General features: G+C 72.2%; 13 protein-coding genes. 6 read left to right on the top strand and 7 right to left on the bottom strand.

All coding sequences use genetic code 11. The annotated features are described in order from the left end of the window. Positions 1 to 6: 6 nt before the first annotated feature. The 7 genes from FB00_RS20990 to FB00_RS06665 all read right to left on the bottom strand — a co-directional run bounded on the left by FB00_RS20990 (position 7) and on the right by FB00_RS06665 (position 8,124). A complete protein-coding gene (locus FB00_RS20990; protein WP_156186321.1) occupies positions 7 to 2,007 on the bottom strand; it encodes a SpoIID/LytB domain-containing protein in 2,001 nt (666 codons plus the stop codon). Positions 2,008 to 2,101: 94 nt separating this feature from the next. Beyond that, positions 2,102 to 3,256, bottom strand: coding sequence for a DegT/DnrJ/EryC1/StrS family aminotransferase (locus FB00_RS06640; protein WP_047232105.1), 1,155 nt, complete (start codon positions 3,254 to 3,256; stop codon positions 2,102 to 2,104). Next, positions 3,253 to 4,248 (bottom strand): SDR family NAD(P)-dependent oxidoreductase, encoded by a 996-nt coding sequence (locus FB00_RS06645; RefSeq protein ID WP_047232106.1) that lies wholly within the window; start codon positions 4,246 to 4,248, stop codon positions 3,253 to 3,255. Before FB00_RS06645 ends, FB00_RS06640 begins: the two co-directional genes overlap by 4 nt. Next, positions 4,245 to 5,303 (bottom strand): sugar phosphate nucleotidyltransferase, encoded by a 1,059-nt coding sequence (locus FB00_RS06650; RefSeq protein ID WP_231581749.1) that lies wholly within the window; start codon positions 5,301 to 5,303, stop codon positions 4,245 to 4,247. The genes FB00_RS06645 and FB00_RS06650 overlap by 4 nt, the downstream gene beginning before the upstream one ends. Next, positions 5,300 to 6,457, bottom strand: a complete 1,158-nt coding sequence (gene neuC / locus FB00_RS06655; protein WP_047232107.1) for a UDP-N-acetylglucosamine 2-epimerase — start codon at positions 6,455 to 6,457, stop codon at positions 5,300 to 5,302. The genes FB00_RS06650 and neuC overlap by 4 nt, the downstream gene beginning before the upstream one ends. Continuing rightward, positions 6,454 to 7,503: an N-acetylneuraminate synthase family protein gene (locus FB00_RS06660; RefSeq protein WP_052877501.1), complete on the bottom strand. Its 1,050-nt coding sequence runs from the start codon at positions 7,501 to 7,503 to the stop codon at positions 6,454 to 6,456. The genes neuC and FB00_RS06660 overlap by 4 nt, the downstream gene beginning before the upstream one ends. A gap of 21 nt (positions 7,504 to 7,524) precedes the next feature. Next, on the bottom strand, positions 7,525 to 8,124 hold the full coding sequence (locus FB00_RS06665; RefSeq protein WP_047232108.1) for a NeuD/PglB/VioB family sugar acetyltransferase: 600 nt from the start codon (positions 8,122 to 8,124) through the stop codon (positions 7,525 to 7,527). A gap of 103 nt (positions 8,125 to 8,227) precedes the next feature. Between FB00_RS06665 and FB00_RS06670 the strand changes: the two genes are divergently transcribed. The 6 genes from FB00_RS06670 (at position 8,228) to FB00_RS06695 (ending at position 15,689) form a co-directional block, all read left to right on the top strand. After that, the gene (locus FB00_RS06670) at positions 8,228 to 9,187 is read left to right on the top strand and encodes a Gfo/Idh/MocA family oxidoreductase (RefSeq protein ID WP_269429997.1); all 960 of its coding nucleotides are present in this window, start codon (positions 8,228 to 8,230) and stop codon (positions 9,185 to 9,187) included. Between the two features lie 2 nt (positions 9,188 to 9,189). Then, positions 9,190 to 9,927, top strand: a complete 738-nt coding sequence (locus tag FB00_RS06675) for a cytidylyltransferase domain-containing protein (protein WP_047232109.1) — start codon at positions 9,190 to 9,192, stop codon at positions 9,925 to 9,927. Then, complete coding sequence (locus FB00_RS06680) at positions 9,924 to 10,736, top strand: SDR family oxidoreductase (RefSeq protein WP_047232110.1); 813 nt, start codon at positions 9,924 to 9,926, stop codon at positions 10,734 to 10,736. Before FB00_RS06675 ends, FB00_RS06680 begins: the two co-directional genes overlap by 4 nt. Before the next feature lie 50 nt (positions 10,737 to 10,786). Beyond that, entirely contained in the window at positions 10,787 to 12,166 is a 1,380-nt protein-coding gene (locus FB00_RS06685) for a lipopolysaccharide biosynthesis protein (RefSeq protein ID WP_047232111.1), read from the top strand. 18 nt (positions 12,167 to 12,184) lie between these two features. Next, on the top strand, positions 12,185 to 13,624 hold the full coding sequence (locus FB00_RS06690; protein ID WP_052877503.1) for a hypothetical protein: 1,440 nt from the start codon (positions 12,185 to 12,187) through the stop codon (positions 13,622 to 13,624). A 109-nt stretch (positions 13,625 to 13,733) separates the two neighbouring features. Next, positions 13,734 to 15,689 (top strand): DUF6541 family protein, encoded by a 1,956-nt coding sequence (locus tag FB00_RS06695; protein ID WP_156186324.1) that lies wholly within the window; start codon positions 13,734 to 13,736, stop codon positions 15,687 to 15,689. The last annotated feature ends 56 nt before the right edge of the window (positions 15,690 to 15,745 follow it).

The raw sequence follows: 15,745 nt of genomic DNA on the forward strand, positions 1-15,745 counted from the left end.
CCCCGCTCAGCGCAGGAGGTCGTACGTCTGCCAGTTGCTGCTGATGGGGACACCTGGGTTGACGTTGCCGCCACCCGTCCAGGTGTAGAGGTGCAGCACACCGTCAGCGCGTGCGGCAAGGATGTCCTGCGAGCCGTCGCCGCTCCAGTCACCGCTGACGGTCAGGTAGGTCATGTCCTGCCAGTTCCTTCCGAGAAGCCGTGCCTCACGCACACCGCCGCTCCCGTTGCCGGCGTAGAGGAGAAGGCTCCCGTCCGCGTGCCGGGCGAGCAGGTCCGCGATGCCGTCGCCGTTCAGGTCGCCCGCGCCGAGCAGGGCACTCATAGCCTGCCAGTTGTTGCTGACCCCGCCCCGGAGGGCGAACGTCCCGTCGCCCCGACCTGCGTAGAGGAGGAGGCGGCCCGCGGGGTCGATCGCCACGAGGTCCGCCATACCGTCCCTGGTCAGGTCGCCGGGGACGGCGATGTGTCGCATCGCACCCCAACCTCCCCCGACCCGGGTCCGCGTCCCGACACCGCCGGAGCCGTTCGTCCGGTAGACGTAGAGGTAGCCGCTGCCGTCCACCGCCACGATGTCGGGGTTGCCGTCTCCGGTCAGGTCCGCGCCACGCTCGACGAACCGCATGGCCTGCCAACCGCCACCGATGTCCCGTGGACCGCTGGCGAAGCCCCCTGCGCCGTCGGACTCGTAGACCATGAGCCGACCGTCCGGGCGGCGGGCGAGCAGATCGGACCGGCCGTCGGCGGTGAAGTCGGAGTCGAGCCGGGAGCTCCCGGTCACCTTCCACCAGGTGCTTCGGAGCCCGAAGGCCGTCCGGAACTGTGCTCCCGTGACGGTCGTGCTCCCGGTGGTCCCGGACACGGTCACGGACTCGACGCGCCCGCTCCACTCGCCCGCACCCGAGCGGCGCGTCACGGTGAGCGTGCGGGGCGTTCCGACGGCAGGGTAGGCAGCACGGATCGAGGCAGGCGTGACGGACACCCGCCACGCGTGCACCGGGTTCCCGACGGCGTCCCACGGGTCACGCTTCGCGACGAGGTACGGCTGGCTGCCCGGCGCCGTCCACCCGCCGTTCGACGAGCTGAACTGGGTGAAGGCTGGTGCACCGCCGTACGTGCGGATCTGGTTGGCCGTGTCCGTGATCGCCGTGTTCGTGCTCGCCTGCTCGTTCGTCGACTGGAGGGTCCCGGACGAGGAGTACGACCGGTAACCCGCGTACACCTGGCAGGACGTGGTGTCGCACGTGTCCCACGCACGCGCGGTGCTCCTCGCGCGGTCCTGCGCGGCGTAGGTACGTGCGGCGACGGACTGCGCACGCAGCGCGTCCGCCGGCCAGCTCGCGGGGGACTCCGCGGGCACGACCGAGCGGAGGTAGCTCTCCATGGGGACGACGTTCACCGTCCGGAGGTTCGGCGACGCACCGTCATCGATGGCGCGGAGGCTGCCGCGGTACTCCCGCTGCGTCCCGTCGGGACGGACGAGGCGAATCGAGCCGGCCGTCGCCGACACGGTGACGGGAGCGCGCATCGCCGAGCCTGCAGCGCGCCACGTCCCCGAAACGAGACCGTAGGCGACCATCCCGGCGGACGTACGGACGATCCGCCACTGGCTCACTGACACCCCGGAGATGGCGAGCGCGCGCGTCGCACCGTTCCCGTCCGTGGTCGTCATCCCGCTGCTGGCGACGAACCGGACGTCGTCGTCGGTGTCGGCCATGATGAGCACTCGGAGCGCGGTGTTGGCGATGGTCGCCCGACTGGTTCCCGGGTAGTAGAAGTCGAGGATCGTCTGATAGCCGACGCCCTGGGACGCGGCCCCGCGCGCTCCGTACTGGGACATGCCGATCCCGTGACCGTAACCACGGCCCGCGAGCGTGATGCTGCCGGTTCCAGGGATCGTGACGCGCTCGACCACCGTCGTGGCAGCCGTCACGGGCGCCACGAACCCGACAGGAACGAGGAGCGCGACGACCGTCGCGACCCCGGCAAGACGTCCAGACCACCGCACGTGCGCACCTTCCTTCCTCTTCGAGGCTAAGCCTGAGAGGGGCGGCGCGCGCGAGCGGAGGGGTCGCCGCAGCGACCCCGTCCGCTTGCGTGGTTCAGGAGCGGGCGGCGAGGAACTCGATCGTCGTCTCGATCACGCGGTCCTGCTCGCTCTCGGTGAGCTCGAAGGAGCACGGCAGAGAGAGCCCACGTTCGAACAGGTCGACGGCGACCTCACCGCCGAGGCGCTCGGCCCCGGACCACGGCGGCTGGACGTGCAGTGGCCGCCACAGCGGCCGCGCCCCGATGCCTGCCTTCTCGAGGTGCGCGAGGAGCTCGTCCCGGAGCGTCTCGCCGCCGTCGGCGGGCACGAGCACCGAGTAGAGCCAGTAGGTGGCGTCGAGACCCGGGATGCGCGGAGGCGTCGTCAGCCCGCTACCGGCGAGCGCACCGTCGTACCGGGCGGCGACCTCCTGGCGTCGTCCGACGAGCTGGTCCAGGCGTTCGAGCTGCGCGACGCCGAGGGCGGACGCGATGTTGGTCAGGCGGTAGTTGAACCCGACCTCGTCGTGGAGATACCCCACGGCGGGGACCTTCGCCTGGGTCGACAGGTGACGGGCGCGGGCGGCCAGGCGCGCGTCGTCGGTGACGAGCATGCCGCCACCGCCGGTGGTCACGATCTTGTTCCCGTTGAACGAGAACGCGCCCACGGTACCGACGGTGCCGGTGTGCCGACCGGCGAGCGGCCCGTCCGACCAGCGTGCGCCGAGCGACTCGGCAGCGTCCTCGACGAGTGCGACGCCGTGCTCGGCGCAGAACTCGACCAGGCGGTCGATACGGGCGGGCTGACCGAGGATGTGGACGACCTCGATCGCTGCGGGCAGCGGGCGACCGCTCCGGAGCCGCCCCTCGAGGTCCTCCAGGAGGAGGTCCTCGTCGATGTTCCACGTCACGCGCTCGCTGTCCACGAGGAGGGGGCGTCCGCCGACATAGGCGACCGGGTTGGCTGACCCTACGAAGGTGAAGTCAGCCACTGCGACCTCGGCGTCCCGCGGGACGTCGAGTGCTGCGAACGCGAGGTGCAGCGCGGCGGTGCCGGACGCGCACGCCACGGCGTGCTCGGCCCCGACGGCGTCCGCGAAGCGGTGCTCGAACTCGGTGACGAACGGACCGACCGAGGACACGAAGCCGGAACGGACGGCCTCGGTGACGCGCTCGATCTCGTGCTCGGTGATGCTCGGGACGGCGAGCGGGATGGTCGCGGCGCTCATCGGTGGTAGATCGCCGCCTTCTCGACGTCGACGCGACCGCTGAGCCACTCCGCCGTGCGGCGCAGGCCCTCCTCGAGCGACGTCTGCGGGGTCCAGTCCAGGAGCTCGGCGGCCTGCGAGGGGTCCGACAGGAGCACCTCGACCTCGGAGCCGTCGGGGCGCATGCGCTGCTCCTCGGACACCACCTTCGCCTGGGAGCCTGTCACGGTGGTGCAGAGGTCGAACGTCTCCTCGATGGAGACGGTACGCCCGGTGCCGAGCTGGACGACGGTGCCCGGGTCGAGCGCCGTGCCTGCTGCGCGGACGAAGCCGTCCACGGTGTCGGCGACGTACGTGAAGTCGCGCCGGGGCGACAGGGCCCCGAGGTGAACCTCCTCCACGCCCGCGAGGAGCTGGTTGAGGATCGTGGGGATCACGGCGCGGGTCGACTGCCGAGGGCCGAAAGTGTTGAACGGCCGCAGCACGGTTACCGGCGTCTCGAACGAGAGCGCGTACGACTCGCAGAGCTTGTCGGCGGCGATCTTCGTGGCGCTGTAAGGAGACTGGCCGCGCAGCGGGTGCGACACCGTGATCGGGACGGTGTCGGGCGTGCCGTAGACCTCCGACGTCGAGGTGTGCACGAGCCGCGGCGTGCCCTCGGCGCGCACGGCTTCCAGCACGTTGAGCGTGCCGGTGACGTTCGTGTCGACGTACGAGCGGGGGGCGACGTACGAGTACGGGATGGCGATGAGCGCGGCGAGGTGCAGCACGACGTCGGCGCCGCGGACGAGGGCGCGCACGTGCTCGGCGTCGCGGATGTCGCCGAGCTGCACATCGACGTCGGAGCGGACGGGAGAATCGTCCAGCCATCCCGCGGAACCGTTCGAGTTGTACAGGCACATCGCGCGAACGTCGGCGCCGTCCGCGGCGAGGCGCTCGACGAGGTGGCTCCCGATGAAGCCGTCGGCGCCCGTCACCAGGACGGTCTTCCCGGACAGAGTTTCCCAGCTCACTGCATACCCCTAGCTCTCGCGAGGTCGCGAGGTGTTCCGACATCGATCCAGTCTGATTCCATGGCCCACGCACCCACGCCGTGTCCGCCGCGGAGGCACGCCTCGACCAGGTCGGGCATCGTGCTCGGGCGGCCTCGTGGCACGAGGTTCAGCACCTCCGGGGAGAGTGCGTAGATCCCCGCGTTGACCTCCACGTCGAGGACCGGCTTCTCCACGAGGCCCGTGACGAGGTGGTCGTCGCCGCGCTCGACGACGCCGAAGGGCACCTGGTGCTCGTAGCGTCGCGTCGCGACCGTCACCGCGTGCCCCCGGGCGCGGTGCGTGTCGAGCAGGTCCCCGACCTCGAACTGCGCCATGAGGTCGGCGTTGGTCACGACGAGCGGGGCGTCCGGCAGCTCGCCGTGCGGCAGCAGGCCGAGCGACCCGGCGGTCCCCAGCGGCATCTCCGGGTCCTCGTGCACGTACTCGATCCGTGCGCCGACCCCGGAGCCGTCGCCGAGCCGGTCGACGATCTTGTCGGCGAGATAGTTCACGGTCACGTAGACCTGCGAGACTCCGCCGCTCACGAGGTTGAGGATGATCCACTCGATGATGGGTCGACCCGCGATCGGGACGAGCGGCTTGGGCGTGTGCTGCGTGAGCTCGCCGAGCCGCACGCCACGGCCTCCCGCCATCACGACGGCGACGTTCGGCCGGGCCTCCCGGCCGGCGATGTCCGCCAGCGTGTGCAGGCCGACAACGTGCCCCGCCGCGTCCAGGACCGGGAGCTGCTCGAGCCGGGTGGCGCGCATGATGTCCAGAGCGTGCGCACGGCTGGTCCCCTCCGGGACCGTGGTCGGCGTCCGGGAGGCGAGCCCGAGCGCCGGAGTAGCGAGCGTCGCTCCGGCGAGGATCCCGCGCCGGACGTCGCCGTCCGTGAGCACGCCCGCGAGGGAGCCGTCGGTGTTCACCAGGACGGCAATCTCGTGGCCTGACTTGTCCATGAGCGACATCGCGTCGCCCAGCGTCGCCGAGGCGTCGGTGACGAACTCACCGACCTGCGCCGGTCGCGTCACTGATCTCTCCTTCCGTCCGAGCACACGGCAGAGTACACGTCCCGAAAACGCTTGCTTCCGGCCGTCGCGGGGACCCCGTGGATCGTGTCCAGGATCCGGCGGGCCGCGTCCCCGTCACCGTACGGGTTGTCCGTGCGGCTCGGCCGAGCGTCGACCAGGACCTGACGAACGGCGTCGCGCACGGCCTCCCGGCCGTCCACGACGTGCTGCACGGAGGGCGCCCGGAGCCGGCCGGCCTGGCGTTCGCCGACGTCCACCGCCGGGACTCCGGCGCTCGCAGCCTCGATGACCCCGGACGACGAGTTCCCTACCACGACGTCGCAGGCGGCGAGCACGCTCGGGTACGCGGGCCCGAGGGACGGGACGACCACGCAGCCGGGCAGGTCCCGGGCACTCTCCACGAGCGCGTCGCGCAGCTGGCGGCCGCCCGGGTCGGGCCCGGGGTGCGTGACGACGACGGTCCCGACGACGTCGGCCGTCCCGCGCAGCGCGGCGACGCCGTTCCCGACGACCTCGGCGACCGGCTGGGTGGTGACCGGGTGGTAGGTGAACAGCGCGAGGGGCCGGGTGACCGGCCGGCCTGCGAGCCGCGCGAGCTCGTCGTCCGACGCCGGGGCGGCACGGACGAGCCGGTCCAACCCTGGTGCGCCGGTGACGTGAATCGACCCTGGGTCCTCACCCATCTGCTCGAGACGCGCCCGGCTCTCCCCGGAGGCGACGCAGTGGACGTCCGCGAGCTTGGAGACGGCGTGCCGCACCCGCTCGTCGATGGCGCCCTCGGTGACCTCGCCACCGTGCAGGTGGACGACGGGGACCCGGGCGAGCACGGCGGGCATGACGACCCAGGGAAGCTCCCACCGGTCGCCGAGCACGACCAGGCACGACGCGCCGTCGAGCGCGCTAGGCATCCCCCGCGAGATCTCGCTGCCGCACGCCGTGGCGTCCGCGGGACTGTCGCCCCCGAGCCGCGGCCCGACCGCGCGCACCTCGAGGCCCGAGAGCCCTTCGGCGTCGAGCGCGGCGAGCGCGCCGTCCTCGTCGAACCCGACGGCGGTCAGGACGACGACGCGGTCGTCACCCTGCGCCAGCGCGCGCAGGACTGGGGCGAGCGGGCTGAGGTCGGCCCGGCCTCCGACGAAGACGCAGACCGTCATCCAGCGCGACCCGCGCTCGAGATCGACTCGGCGTCGAGGGCGGCCCCTGCGCGGACGGCACGCGTCACGACGGCACCCCGTACGTCCACGGCGACCGACACACCGCTCTCGGGCCGCAGCGCGAGGATGTCGTCCTCGCCGAGGACGTCGCCGACGGCGAGGTCACGAGCCGCGTGCCAGCCGCGACGCACGAGCGGCGCGTTCTCCTCCTCGCTCGGCATCCGTCGCTTGTGTCCGTCGCCGAGCATGGCGATCGAGTCGCTGATCGCCGTGACGTACGCGGCGAGCTCGGCGGGCTCGAGGCTCGCGGCGTGGTCGGGCCCGGGCGCCGTGCGGTCCAGGGTGAAGTGCTTCTCGAAGAGGGTTGCCCCGAGCGCGGCGGCTGCGACCGCGGCGGTGAGGCCGGGGGTGTGGTCCGACCAGCCGACCGGCACGTCGAACTGCTCCGCCATGGCCGGGATGGCGCGCAGGTTGCAGTCCTCGGCGGGCGCCGGGTAGGCCGAGACGCAGTGGAAGAGCGCGAGACCGGGGGCCGCGGCGGCCGCGTCGAGCGCGGCGGCGACCTCGTCGACGCTGCCCATCCCCGTGGAGATGAGGAGCGGCACGCCGAACGCTGCGAGCCGCGAGATGAACGGGGTGTTCGTGAGCTCGCCGGACGGGACCTTGAGCGCCGGTACTCCGAGGCCGAGGAGCAGGTCGGCGCTCGAGAGGTCGAACGGCGTGGAGAGGAAGACGAGCCCCTTCTCCCGCGCGTGGTCCGACAGCTCGGCCCAGGCCGCGCGGGGGAGCGAGAGCGCCTCGAGCATCTCCGCCTGGGTGGTCGAACCGGTGGCGGCCTCCTGGTAGGGGGCGGCCGAGGCATCCACCGCGACGAGCGCGCTGGGCTCGAAGGTCTGGAACTTCACCGATGACGCGCCGGCATCGGCCGCCACGTCGATCAGCTCGTGGGCCTTGCCGACGTCTCCGTCGTGGTTGACGCCGACCTCCGCGATGACGAAGGGGGCGTCGCCGCCCAGCACGTGGTTTCCGATCCTGACGTGTTCCAAGGCAGCCTCTCGAGGGGGGAGTCAGCGGTCGAGCGCTCGTGCCGGGACGCCACGGACGAGCCGTCCGGGCGCCACGTCTCTCACGACGACGGCACCTGCGGCGATCACCGCATCGGCACCGACCTGCACGCCTGGCAGCACGGTCGCGCCGGCGCCCACAAGCGTACATGCCCCGATGCTCACGGAGCCGAGCAGCGTCGCGCCGGGCGCGACGTGTGCGAAGTCACCGACCGCGCAGTCGTGCTCGACGGTCGCGCGGGTGTTGACGATGACGCCGCGGCCGACGCTCGCACCCGGTCCGACGTGCGCGTGCTCCAGGATCTGGGTGCCGGCCGCCACCGGCGACCCGGCGGTTGCGGTCCGGGCGACGAGCGTGCCGAGCCGCAGCCCGAGCCCTTCGACCTCCGCCGTGACGCGGGACCGGACGGCGTTGTCGCCGATGCACACGAGGAGCTCGGCGTCCGCGGTCTCGACCTCGTCGAGCGTGTCGACCACGGGCACCGTCCAGCCGGGGGCGCCCCCGGGGGCGACGACCGCCCGCACGACCCGTCCGAGGCGCGTCGCGACGTCCGCGGCGCTGCGCGCGTGACCGCCGCCACCGAGGAGGATCAGGGCAGTCACGACATCGCCTGTCGGTCCGTGGCGTGCATGCCGCCATACTAGAGCCGCGGTCCGCACGGATCGTCGGCGGGCGCGGGAGAGGACGGTCGTGATCGGCAGGGCTGTGGTCCGGGGCACGGGCTCCATCGGTGCCCGGCACCTTCGTGTCTTGAGAGCTCTCGGAGTCCAGGACCTCGTGGCGGTCCCGGTCCGGCCCGGGCGCGCGAGCTCGCCGGAGCTCGGCGACGCGCGCATCGCCGCCGAGCTCCCGCAGGAGGCGGACGTCGTCGTGGTCGCGACGGACACCGCGCGCCACGTCGACGACGCGATCGAGGCGCTCGACGCCGGCGCGGGCGTCGTCCTCGTCGAGAAGCCGCTCTGTGCGGACGCCGCGGACGCGGCGCCGCTGCTCGCCCACCCGCGGAGAGACCGCGTGCGCGTCAGCGCGCCCCTGCGCTTCCACGAGGGCCTGCGCGACGCCCGCGCGGCGGTGACGGCGCTGCCCGGCGGTCCGGTCGCGGCCCGGGTCGTCGCACAGAGCTGGTTGCCGGGCTGGCGGCCCGAGCGGGACTACCGCGACTCGTACTCGGCGCGTCCGGGGGAGGGCGGCGTCCTGCGCGACCTCGTCCACGAGATCGACTACGCGCTGTGGACCTTCGGCCGCCCGGTCGCCCTCGAGGGGCACGCGTCGGACGTCCCGTCGCCGGTGCTCGGCCTCGCGGTCGACGAGTCGGCGGACCTCTCGTGGCGCACGGCGGAGGGCGCCGACGTCTCGATCCGCATCGACTACGTCACGCGCCCGGCGCGCCGCTCGATGCTCGTCACGTCGCCGGACGGGTCGGTGCTCTGGGACGTCCTCGGCGCCCGTGTCGAGACCGTCGGCGCCGACGGGTCGGTCGCGTCGACCGAGTACCCTCAGGACCACGATCGCGACGTGATCCTCTCCCGTCAGACCCAGGCCCTGCTCGCGCTCGGCGCAGGGCAGGGCGACGACCTCCTCGATCTGGAGACCGCGCTGCTCGCGGTGCGGATCGGGGAGCGGGTCCGGGAATCGACAGGCCAACGACGTACGGAGTTCGCGTGAGCATGAGAGTCCTTGCCGTCATCCCGGCGAGGGGAGGGTCCAAGGGCCTTCCGGGCAAGAACGTCCGGCCGCTCGCCGGCGTCCCCCTGATCGGTCATACCGTGCGGTGCGCCCGGGAGCTGCGGTCCGTGGCCCGGGCGATCGTCACCACCGACGACCCGGGGATCGCTGGCGTCGCGAAGGAGTACGGGGCCGACGTCCCGTTCCTGCGTCCGGACGAGCTCGCCCGTGACGACACCCCGATGGCGCCCGTGATCCGGCACGCGCTCGAGGCCGTCGAGGCCGAGGAGGGCGAGCCCTACGACGCCGTCCTCCTCCTCGACCCCACGAGCCCGGGGCGCGACCCCGCCAAGATCGAGCAGGCCGTGGGGATGCTCGGCGAGCGCCCGGAGATCGACGGCGTCGTGAGCGTCTCGGCCCCTCGCTTCGACCCCCTGTGGGTGGGTGTCGAGACGGGTGCGGACGGGGTGCTGCACCGGTACTTCCCCGAGGCCGCGGGGATCACGCGGAGGCAGGACACGCGCCGGACCTACCTGCGCGTCAACGGCTCGTTCTACCTGTGGCGGGCGGACTACGTCCGGGCGCTCTCCTCGAGCTGGCTCGACGAGGGGACCTTCGCCGCGTTCGAGATCCCCGAGAACGAGGCGTTCTCGATCGACGACGAGGAAGAGTTCCGACTCGTCGAGGCCCTGGCGTCGGCCGGCGTGCTGCGGCTCCCGGAGGCGGGTGACGTGGCATGAACGGGCACCGCCCGACGAGCGAGCTCTTCTCCCTGCGCGACCGGGTGGCCCTGGTGACCGGTGGCGCCGGCCCGCTCGGCTCGGTCCTCGGGCGCACGCTCGCCGACTCCGGCGCGCACGTGTGCCTGGTCGACCGTGACGAGGCCGCGTGCGCCCGTGCGCTCGAAGGGCTCCGGGAGGTCGCCGAGGGCGAGCACTCCGCCCTCGTCGTCGACCTCATGGCCGACGACGCGGCCGACACGGTCCTCGCCGCCGTCGAGGGCACGTACGGGCGCCTCGACGTGCTCGTGAACAACGCGGCGTTCACCGGCACCAGCGGCGTGCCCGGGTACGCGGTCCCGTTCGCCGAGCAGACCTCCGAGGCGTTCCTGGCCGCGACGCGGCTCAACCTCCTCGTGCCGTTCGCCCTCACCCAGCGAGCGGCCGAGCTCCTCGCCGCCTCCGGCCGGGGCTCGGTCGTCAACATCTCCTCGATCTACGGCCTGGTCGGGCCGAACATGCGTCTCTACGACGGCACCACGATGGGCAACCCCGCCGCGTACGGCGCGACGAAGGGCGGCGTGGGCCAGCTGACGCGGTACCTGTCGACCGTGCTCGCGCCGCGGGTCCGCGTGAACGCCGTCGCCCCGGGCGGGATCGCCCGAGGCCAGGACGAGCGGTTCGTCGAGCGGTACTCCGGGCTGACGCCCCTGGCGCGGATGGCGACCGAGGACGACATGCGCGGGGCGGTGGCGTGGCTCGCGAGCGACGCCGCCTCGTACGTGACCGGTCAGACCGTCGCGGTCGACGGCGGTTGGACAGCCTGGTAGCGGCATCCGCTCTCGCCCGTCGCCCTCACGGACACCCCAGGTGAAATCGAATGACTCGTAACGGCCTGCTCTACCTGATCGGTGCTGCGATCCAGGGACTCGCGGTGCTCGCCGTGACCCCCTTCGCCACGCGTCTGCTCGGCGAGACGGAGTACGGGAAGGTCGCGTTGGCGATCGTCCTCACGCAGACCGTGGCCACGGTCCTCGCCGCGGGCTTTCCCCAGCTCATCCTCCGGGACCACCAGCGGGGGGAGGGCGGGGTCCGCGACGCACGCGTGTTCGTCGGGATCATGATCGTCGGTGCGATGGGTGCCGCCGCCCTCGGAGCCGTCGCCGCGCTGCTCCTCCTGCTGGCCGGGTCGAGCGCGACCGCGCTCACGGTGCTCGTGGTGACCGTAGGCTCCGCGGGGCTCACCTGCGTCATCGCCTGCCAGTCCGTCTTCCGTGCCACCGAGCGGCCGCTCGCGTTCGCCACGATGGCGATCGCCTCCACGCTCGGCGCGCAGCTCGTCGGCATCGGCCTGTCGTGGTTCAGCCGCACGGCCGAGACCTACCTCCTCGGCTTCATGGCGACGCTGCTCGGGCTCGCCGTGGTTGCCGTCACGGTCACCCGACCGGTCTGGCCGTGGCACGACCTGCCGCGCACCCGGGTGGCCACCCGCACGGCGCTCACCATGCTCCCGCACGGCGTGGCGATGCTCGTCCTGCTCAGCGGGGACACGATCATCGCCGGCGCCTTCCGCGGGCCGACGGCGGTCGCGACGTACCAGCCGGCCCTGCTCCTCGGGAACGTCGCGTTCGTCGCGGCGACGGCGATCTACAACGCATGGGGACCGGCGGTCTACCGCAGGGACCCGGGGACCCGATGGCAGTGGACCGGTCGGTCGGCAGTCCTCTTCGGGCTGCTCCTCGCCGGGGTCGGCGCCCTCGTGACCGTCGTCGCGCCGTGGGCGGTCGCGATCCTGACTGGACCGGAGTTCGACCGCGCCGCGATCGTCACGCTGGTCAGCATCCTGGCATGGACCGCGGTGCCGTACGTCCTCTACCTGGCGTGCAGCCTCGCGCTCATCGAGCACGGGCGAACCGGGCGCCTCGCGGGGGTCGCGTCCGTGATCGCCGTGCTGTTCGTGCTCGGCGGCGGGCTCGCCGTCGCCGCGAGCGGCCTGGAGGCGCTCGCGGTGGCCAAGCTGGTCGCGTACAGTCTGCTCTTCGTAGCGACCTGGCGGGCCGCGTCGTCAGACGTGCCCCTCCGTTTCGTGGGCTGGCCCGCTTGGGTGGCCGGCGGAGTTCCGATCCTCGTCGTCTCCGCCGCGCTCGCAGCCCCCGGTACGGTCGTCATCGTCGTCGCACTCATCAGCCTGCCCCTGCTGGCCGTGGCCGCCTGGGTGCAGCGTGCCCGCACGTCCGCGAGCGCGGCGAGCAACGAGTAGTTGGAGGCTTCAGCACACATGAGACCGATCCTGCACATGGGCCTCGGGTGGGACGACTTCCACCTGCGCGCGCTCGTCGACGCGGGCTTCGCCACGAAGGACCTCGTGCTGGTCGCGCGGACCCGCGCCAACACCGGTTGGGCACAGCGCAACGCCCCGGACGCCGACGTCGTGTACCTCCCGTACGAGGAGGCGCTGAAGACGAACCCGGTCGTGGGGACGACCGTCCGGCCGGCGCTCGCCCGCGCCGCCGAAGGCGCCGGCCTCGACCCGTGGGACGTCGTGCTCAGCGAACGCGCGCTCCGGCGTCGCCCGGCGGACGTCGGCATCTCGTTCGCGAACCTCGCGGCGGAGACGCTCGAGGGCGTCGTCGACGGGCCGACGATCGCGATCGCCGAGTTCACCGTGACCAGCGAGATCGTCCTCTCCGGGCTCGTCGCGGCGGCCGGGGGCCTCCAGTTCTGGCCTCGCACGCTGCGGCACCCGAGCGACCGCTTCGCCCTCGTCTCGACCCCGCGCGGCATCACCCCCATCCCGCGCAAGCACCCGGTCGACATCGCGCAGGAGGAGTCCGACTCGCTGCTCGCCGACGTGGTCGAGGGGCGCAAACGGCCCAACTACTTCGTCGCGAACTCGCAGGCGGAAGGCGCCTCGGAGATCTTCCGGCTCGCGAAGGACCGTGTCAACGAGTTCCGCCTCGAGCACGGGAAGAACCTCCAGCTGCCGCAGGTGCGCGACTACGTCCACCTGCCCTGGCTCAACGTGGTGCGCGGTCGCATGAACCTGCGTCACTACCGCACGCGCGCATGGGATGCCCCACCCAGCGGTCGCTACGTCCTCTTCCCGTTCCACGTCCAGCCGGAGTCGTCGGTGGACGTCATCGCGCCCGAGTGGCGGGACCAGGTCCATGCTGCCGTCCGCCTCGCCGACGCGCTCGAGCCGCACGGCATCCAGCTCGTCGTCAAGGAGCACCAGAACTTCATCTGGCGCCGTGACCCGTCGTTCTGGGAGCAGCTGGACGCGCACAGGAACATCGTGGCCGTCGACCCGACGTCGAACACCACCGAGCTCGCCGTGGGGGCGGAGTTCACCTTCACCCCGACCGGCACAGCGGGTCTCGAGGGCGCGGTTCGGGGACAGCGCGTCGTGATGGGTGCTGCCATGCCGTGGACGGTCCTGCCCAACGTGGCTCTCGTCCGGGACGGTGAGGCGATGGCGGAGTTCGTCGCTGGTCGCGGCTGGGAGACGCTCGTGCCTGATCCTGCAGTCCTGCGGACGTGGTGGCACGACGTCCACCTGGCGAACAGCTACCCTGGCGTGGCGCTCGACCCCCCTCGCTTCCCCGCCGTGATGAGCCCGGAGAATCTCCGCGGTTTCGGCGAGGCGTACGCCGAGGCGGCGAGCATCGTCGAGGACAGGAGCTCGCGAGCTGCCGGCTCGGCGGACGTGACGGCCTAGCCGAGACGACCTGGTCCACCGGGCCGGGGTGGCGGGCGGCGCGCGGCGCCGTGACCGAGGAACGACTGGAGGCATTGTGCTCGAGTGGCTGTCGACCGCTCATCTCGGCGTGGTTGCCGTGCTGCTGCTCGGGGGCCCGGGGCTGGCGGTCGGGTATCTCGGGGGCCTCCGCGGCCTCGTCGCGTGGGGGAGCGCGCCGCTGCTCTCGTCGCTCGTCGTCGGTGTCTCCGCGATCGGTGGTGGGCTGCTCGGCGTGCGATGGTCGCTGCTCGTGGTCGTGGCCGGCACCGTCGTGTTCGCCGGCGTCGCCTGGCTGGCGAGGCTCGCTTCCGGGGGATGGCGGTCGCCGTTCGTGGCGCGAGGTCTCCGGTCACGAAAGCAGGTTCTGGTCACCGTGACCGTCGCGGTGCTCGTCGCCGCCGGGTTGCAGGCGCGGCGCCTCATGGGCGCCTTCGGCGGACCCGACCAGTTTCCGCAGACCTACGACACTCCGTACCACCTGAACTCGCTGCGTCTCATGCTCGAGACCGGGGACGCGTCCTCGCTCAAGATGACGTTGACCACCCCGGAGCTCGCCTCGTCCTTCTACCCGGGCCTGTGGCACGGGTTCGTCACTCTCGTGCTGGAGTCGACAGGCAGCACCGACGTCGTCGCTGGAGCCAACTGGACCACCCTCGTCATCGCGTGCCTCGTGTGGCCCGCGTCGGTCCTCGTCCTGGCACGCGTGCTGTTCGGGCCGCGGCCGGTGCTGCTCGGCCTCACCGCGGTCATGGCGTTCTCCATGACGCAGTTCCCCAACCAGTTCACGGCCTTCGGGATCCTCTATCCGAACCTGCTCGCGTACGCGCTGCTTCCCACGGTGATCGCGCTCGCGTGGCTGACCCTCTGGCACGGTCGCGGTCGTCGACGTGTCGCGCCGCTCGCGCTGACGGGCGCGGGTCTCGTGGTGATGATCCTGGCCCATCCGAACGCCCTGTTCACGGTGGGCTACGTCGTGCTTCCCCTCCTCGTCCACTTCGTCGCGCACGTGAGCCGACGCGCATGGGTGGGAGGTCGTCGTGCGACAGCGATCGCCGCCCCGGTCGTGCTCGCCGTCAGCTGCACCGTCGCGTACTGGGTGGTCGGGCTCGTCCCCATGGTTGCCGAGTTCCGGAGCCAGGTCTCGTGGCCAGCCAGGCTGTCCAGGACGGACGCGATCAATGACGCGGTCGGCCTGTCCGCGATGCACCCGGACGGGCAGGCGAACCTGTTCGTGGCCGGACTGCTCCTCGTCGGTGCCGTCGTCGCGCTCGTCGTCCGCCGGTGGCGCTGGCTCCCGTTCTCCTACGCGCTGCTGGCCATGCTCTTCATCGTCGCGGCGAGCTCCGGGGAGTCGACCCGTGAGTTGCTGACGGGTTACTGGTACGGCGACGTCCAGCGCCTCGCCGCGCTCCTCCCGCTCCTGGGCGTCCCCCTCGCCACGATCGGGCTGGCGACCGTGGTCGACGGGCTCTCGCGACTCGCCCGCGACCACGGATCGGACCCGCGCTGGTTGCGGGCGACGTCGTTCCCCGTGCTTGCCGCCGTCGCGGCTCTCCTCGTGCTCGTCGTCCTGCCTCGGACGGACCCCTACACCGGGTCGATCCGTTACGTCCGCGACGCTTACTCGACTCCGGAGGCTGGTCGGGACAACGCGTTCGTGGACGAGGACGAAGTCGCGATGATGGACGAGATCGAGCAGATCGTCCCCGAGGGCGTCGTGATCGCGGGCAACCCGTGGAACGGGGCGAGCATGACGTGGGCGCTCGCGGACCGCGAGTCGCTGTTCCCTCACAGCAAGAGTCTCACGACCGAGGATCAGGATCTGATCGCGCAGAGCCTCGGGGACGCCGGGACTGATCAGGCGGTGTGCGAGGCGCTCGAGCGGACGGGAGTGGAGTACGTCCTGACCTCGGACAGCATGCTGTGGGGCCGCCACCCCGAGGGCTTCGAAGGGCTCGACGCTCGCGAGGTGCGCAGGGTCGGAGAGGTCGTCGCGCGTGAGGGCGACGTCCGCCTGTGGCGGATCACCGCCTGCGACGGGTGACGGAGGCGTCAGCCGACGGTGACGTACCGGATAGGCTTGCCGGGCTGTCGTGCCGA

Origin of the sequence: Cellulosimicrobium funkei, from assembly GCF_001019615.1 — a bacterium.
Lineage (GTDB): Bacteria > Actinomycetota > Actinomycetes > Actinomycetales > Cellulomonadaceae > Cellulosimicrobium > Cellulosimicrobium cellulans_E.